Consider the following 5222-nt stretch of genomic DNA (forward strand, 5'->3'; position numbering starts at 1 on the left):
GCCTGCTGAAGTCGCTGGCTAAAACTTTCGCGTTCATTAGAAGAATTCATAGTTGCACTATTTCATGTCATGACATGAATGTCAGTCTCTACAGTGATCTGACCAATTGTGACAAACCCGAATTATTATAATTAACAATTGACTCAGCGCGTGACTCTGTTCAGGCTCCCGTGCGTCCGAATCAAATTTTGCGAAAGCTTCTTTTAATAGCACAATAAACTTGCAATATAGCAACCAATTATGCTGTCATCGCGGAAATATTCGATTCCTTTTTTATAAAATTAGTCTAACACCAAATGTGTCCGGCAGTTGCTCTGGTATTAGGGGAACAGTCGGTTCCCGGTTACGAACTACTGAAACGTATGATGCCGTCCGTCCCTTGTTCGCGGCGCACGATTCCATCCCGCCATAGCTTGTGAAGATGGGCCAGCGCCTCGCCCAGGGCAAAGCTCAGCTGGTGGGCATCCAGTTCGCGGCGGAACATCAGGGGCACGATCTCGGCGGCCGAGCGCGGCTGTACGCAGGCCGCCTCCACTTCCGCCAGGCGTTCCGTGTGGTGGGCACGCAACTGGGCAATTCGCGTGTGCAGGCCGCGGAAGGGTTTGCCGTGCGAAGGCAGCACCAGCACATCTTCCGGCAGCGGCGCGAAGCGGCTCAGAGAATCCAGATACAGCTGCAAAGGGTTGGCCTCCGGCTCGACCGCAAATACCGACATATTGGTGGAAATGCGTGGTAAGACCATATCGCCGGAAATCAGCAGATTGCGCGTTTTGCACCATAGGGAAGCGTGTTCCGGCGAGTGGCCGAAGCCGGCAATGACCTGCCACTCATGGTTACCTGCCACCACCGAATGTCCATCCTGCAGGCGCACATAAGATACGGGAATCCCCGGTACCAGCGAAGCATAGTAGTTCTTGCGCGAGCGCATCTTTTCCAGCATGGCGGAGTCAACCAGGCCGTGGCGTTCGAAGTGGGGGCGTCGAGATCACGCGCTTCAAGGTGACGCCGCCGGCAAACACCTGCTCCCAGGCCGCACGGGTGGCGTCGGTAGCCACCCCGCAATCCACCACGGTCCAGCTGTCACCGTCACGCAGCAGCCACAGGTTGATGTGATCCAGGGCAAACGGCAAGGGCATGCGCAGCCAGCCAACGCCGGGCGCCACCTCCTGTACGGTCCCGGCGGCAGGCAAAGTGTCGCCAAAAGGATAGTGAAGCTGGGATTCGAGCGGGTTCATGACGTACAATGAGATTGACGTTACGTAAACGGAAATCCATTGTACGCCATGCCGACCTACACCATTACCGAGCTCGCCCGCGAATTTGACATCACCCCGCGCGCCATTCGTTTCTACGAAGACCAGGGCATTCTGAGTCCCGCGCGCGAAGGCGCCGGCGGCCGCAACCGTGTCTATGCGCCGCGCGACCGTACCCGTCTGAAGCTGACACTGCGCGGCAAGCGCATCGGCCTGTCGCTGTCTGAAATCAAGAGCCTGGTCGATATGTACGAGTCGCCCAAGGATACCGAAGCGCAAATGCTGCGTTTCCTCGGCGTGCTGGCCCAGCACCGCGAAAATCTGGAGCAGCAGCGCGAAGACATCGAAATGTCCCTGTCCGAAATCGCTACCCACGAAGAAGAATGCAAACGCCTGCTGGCAGCTCTTGCCGAGAAGCAAGGCGCAGCTACTTGACGTTTACGTTAACGTCACTTGAGCGTATGATTGGCGCTCCACCACTTCATCCAAAAAATAGAGGAAGACATGATCCACTTGCCAGGCCTGACTTTTGATCACGGCGAGGACATCGYCGCGCTGCGCGAGGCCGTGCAGCAGTTCGCCGCCGCCGAAATCGCCCCACGCGCCGCGGAAATCGACCGTACCGACCAGTTCCCGATGGACCTGTGGAAGAAGATGGGCGAGCTGGGCCTGCTGGGCATCACCGTCAGTGAAGAATACGGCGGCGCGAACATGGGCTACCTGGCCCACATCATCGCGATGGAAGAGATTTCGCGCGCCTCCGCATCGGTGGGCCTGTCCTACGGCGCCCACTCGAACCTGTGCGTGAACCAGATCAAGCGCAACGGCACCGAAGAACAGAAGAAGAAATATCTGCCGAAGCTGATCTCGGGCGAGCACGTGGGTGCGCTGGCCATGTCCGAGCCGAACGCCGGTTCCGACGTGGTGTCGATGAAGCTGCGCGCCGACTTCAAGGGCGACCGCTGGGTGCTGAACGGCACCAAGATGTGGATCACCAACGGCCCGGACGCCGACACCCTGGTGGTGTACGCCAAGAACGATATCGAAGCAGGTCCGCGCGGCATGACCGCCTTCCTGATCGAGAAGGGCTTCAAGGGCTTCTCCATCGCCCAGAAGCTGGACAAGCTGGGCATGCGCGGCTCCCACACCGGCGAGCTGGTGTTCGAAGACTGCGAAGTGCCGGCCGAGAACGTGCTGGGTGGCCTGGGCAAGGGCGTGAATGTGCTGATGTCCGGTCTGGACTTCGAGCGCACCGTGCTGTCCGGCGGCCCGCTGGGCATCATGCAGGCCTGCATGGACAGCGTGATCCCCTACATCCACGACCGCAAGCAGTTCGGTCAGCCAATCGGCGAGTTCCAGCTCATGCAGGGCAAGATCGCCGATATGTACTCCACCATGATGGCGTGCAAGGCCTATGTCTACGCCGTAGGCCAGGCCTGCGACCGCGCGACTTCGCCGGAGCAGGTGCGCGCGCTGCGCAAGGATGCGGCCGGCGCCATTCTGTATAGTGCAGAGAAGGCAACCTGGATGGCCGGCGAGGCGATCCAGACCCTGGGCGGCAATGGTTACATCAACGAGTACCCGGTCGGCCGCCTGTGGCGCGACGCCAAGCTGTATGAAATCGGCGCCGGCACCAGCGAAATCCGCCGCATGCTGATCGGCCGCGAGCTGTTCGCCGAAACGATGTAATGGCGGCACACGGCGGGTCAATGACCCGCCCTACGATGCGTTGCGTAGGGCGGATCATTGATCCGCCGTGCATGCCACACACGAGGCCAAAATGATTCACGCCGCGTTCCCGAAACTGCTGTCGTCGCAAATCGCATTCGACATCGCGCACACCATCCGCGATGGCTTCGACAAGCACTACCGCCTGTTCCGCAAGGCCAGCCGCGACGCCAAGCGCTATTTCGAGCAGGGCGACTGGGCGGTGGCGCAGCAGGCGGCGCGCGAACGCATCGGCTTCTACGACAAGCGCGTGCAGGAATGCGTGCAAATGCTGGAGGACGAATACGATCCTACCGAGCTGACCGACGAAGTGTGGCGCGAACTCAAGCTGCACTACATCGGCATGCTGTCCGGCCACAAGCAGCCGGAATGCGCGGAGACTTTCTTCAACTCCGTGTGCTGCAATATCCTGCACCGCTCGTACTTCCACAACGAATTCATTTTCGTGCGGCCGATGGTCTCCACCGAATACATCGAGACCGACGAAGCCGCGCCGACCTACCGCGTGTACTACCCGACGCGCGACGGCATGACGTTCACGCTGAAACGCATCGTCACCAACTTCCAGCTCAACGCGGCGTTCGCGAATCTGAACCGCGACATCCAGCTGGTGGAGCAGCACATCGCGGAACTGTTCGGCGGCCAGATGGAGCCGAACGCGCAGATCCAGGTGCTGTCGTCCCTGTTTTTCCGCAACAAGGGCGCCTACATGGTGGGCAAAGTCGTCAACGGCAACCGCGAGGCGCCTTTCGTGGTGCCGATTCTGCACAACCGCCACAAGCAGCTGGTGCTGGACACGGTACTGACCGACAAAGACCAGATCATGCTGCTGTTCTCCTTCACGCGCGCCTACTTCCTGGTCGACATGGAAGTGCCGTCGGCTTATGTGCAGTTCCTGCGCAGCCTGATGCCGCGCAAACCGCGCAGCGAGATCTACACCATCCTGGGCCTGCAGAAACAGGGCAAGACGCTGTTCTACCGCGACTACCTGCAGCACCTGAAGCACTCCTCCGACCTGTTCGAGACTGCGCCAGGCATCAAGGGGCTGGTGATGCTGGTGTTCGCGCTGCCGTCCTTCCCTTATGTGTTCAAGGTGATCAAGGACTTCTATCCGGCGCCGAAGGAAACCACGCGCGCGCAGATCAAGGAAAAATACCTGCTGGTGAAGAACCACGACCGTGTGGGCCGCATGGCCGATACGCTGGAATATTCGAACGTGGCCTTCCCGCGCCACCGCTTCGCGGAATCGCTGGTGGCGGAGCTGAAGCACCATGCGCCCTCGCTGATCGAAGAAGACGGCGACCAGCTGGTGATCAAACACTTGTACATCGAACGCCGCATGGTGCCGCTGAATATCTGGCTCACCAACGCCGAGCAGGCAGGCGAAGAAGAAGCTATCGAACACGGCATCATTGAATACGGCAACGCCATCAAGGATCTGGTTGCGGCCAATATATTCCCCGGCGATATGCTGTACAAGAACTTTGGCGTCACGCGCCAGAAACGCGTGGTCTTCTACGACTACGACGAAATCGAATACATCACCGACTGCCAATTCAGAGTGATCCCCGAACCCCGCAACGAGGAAGATGAAATGTCCTCCGAGCCGTGGTACCCCATTGGAAAGCACGACGTGTTCCCCGAGCAGTTTGGCAAGTTCCTGCTCGGGAACGCGAAAATCCGAAAATACTTTATGAAGCACCACGCCGATCTGCTTACTCAATCCTGGTGGCAGGAGAAGAAAGAGCGCATCGCCAGTGGCGTCATTGAGGACGTTTTCCCTTACCCGCAAAGCGTCCGTTTCCGCAATCTGTTGAAAGCATCCACTTCGGCGCCCAGTGCGCCTCCACTACTGGAGATAATTGAAAATGAATGATCCAATCGTAATCGTCGGTGCAGCACGTACTCCGATGGGCGCCTTCCAGGGCGACTTCGCCGGCCTGAGCGCAAATGACCTCGGCGCAGTGGCCATCAAGGCTGCCGTCGAACGCGCCGGCATCAAGCCGGAAGCCGTGGAACACGTCTACTTCGGTAACTGCCTGATGGCTGGCCAGGGCCAGGCGCCTGCACGCCAGGCTGCGATCAAGGCCGGCCTGCCGGTCGGCACCGGCGCTGTAACCCTGTCCAAGATGTGCGGTTCCGCCATGCAGGCAGCCATCTTCGCTTACGACACCATCGCCGCGGGCAGCGCTGACGTTGTCGTGGCAGGCGGCATGGAGTCCATGACCAACGCGCCTTACC

General features: G+C 59.5%; 3 protein-coding genes and 2 pseudogenes. 4 read left to right on the top strand and 1 reads right to left on the bottom strand.

Annotated features, from left to right (window positions below):
• Nucleotides 1-343: 343 nt before the first annotated feature.
• Nucleotides 344-1235, bottom strand: a pseudogene (locus AB4Z11_RS24300) (MBL fold metallo-hydrolase).
• Between the two features lie 48 nt (nt 1236-1283).
• Here AB4Z11_RS24300 and AB4Z11_RS24305 point away from each other — a divergent pair.
• The 4 genes and pseudogenes from AB4Z11_RS24305 to AB4Z11_RS24320 form a co-directional block, all read left to right on the top strand.
• Nucleotides 1284-1688 (top strand): MerR family transcriptional regulator, encoded by a 405-nt coding sequence (locus tag AB4Z11_RS24305; RefSeq protein ID WP_442028265.1) that lies wholly within the window; start codon nt 1284-1286, stop codon nt 1686-1688.
• A 69-nt stretch (nt 1689-1757) separates the two neighbouring features.
• Nucleotides 1758-2942 (top strand): isovaleryl-CoA dehydrogenase, encoded by a 1185-nt coding sequence (locus AB4Z11_RS24310; protein ID WP_442028262.1) that lies wholly within the window; start codon nt 1758-1760, stop codon nt 2940-2942.
• Between the two features lie 91 nt (nt 2943-3033).
• On the top strand, nt 3034-4857 hold the full coding sequence (gene aceK / locus AB4Z11_RS24315; RefSeq protein WP_442028263.1) for a bifunctional isocitrate dehydrogenase kinase/phosphatase: 1824 nt from the start codon (nt 3034-3036) through the stop codon (nt 4855-4857).
• Nucleotides 4850-5222: pseudogene (locus AB4Z11_RS24320) on the top strand (acetyl-CoA C-acetyltransferase); the annotation flags it as partial. The gene aceK and the pseudogene AB4Z11_RS24320, both read left to right, overlap by 8 nt.

Origin of the sequence: Pseudoduganella sp. RAF53_2 (assembly GCF_052113985.1) — a bacterium.
Taxonomy (GTDB): Bacteria; Pseudomonadota; Gammaproteobacteria; order Burkholderiales; family Burkholderiaceae_D; genus Rugamonas.

What these genes read in the sequence shown, in the direction of transcription:
- AB4Z11_RS24305 (WP_442028265.1), top strand. Translation starts at nt 1,284, where the DNA reads ATGCCGACCTACACCATTACCGAGCTCGCCCGCGAATTTGACATCACC.
- aceK (WP_442028263.1), top strand. Translation starts at nt 3,034, where the DNA reads ATGATTCACGCCGCGTTCCCGAAACTGCTGTCGTCGCAAATCGCATTC.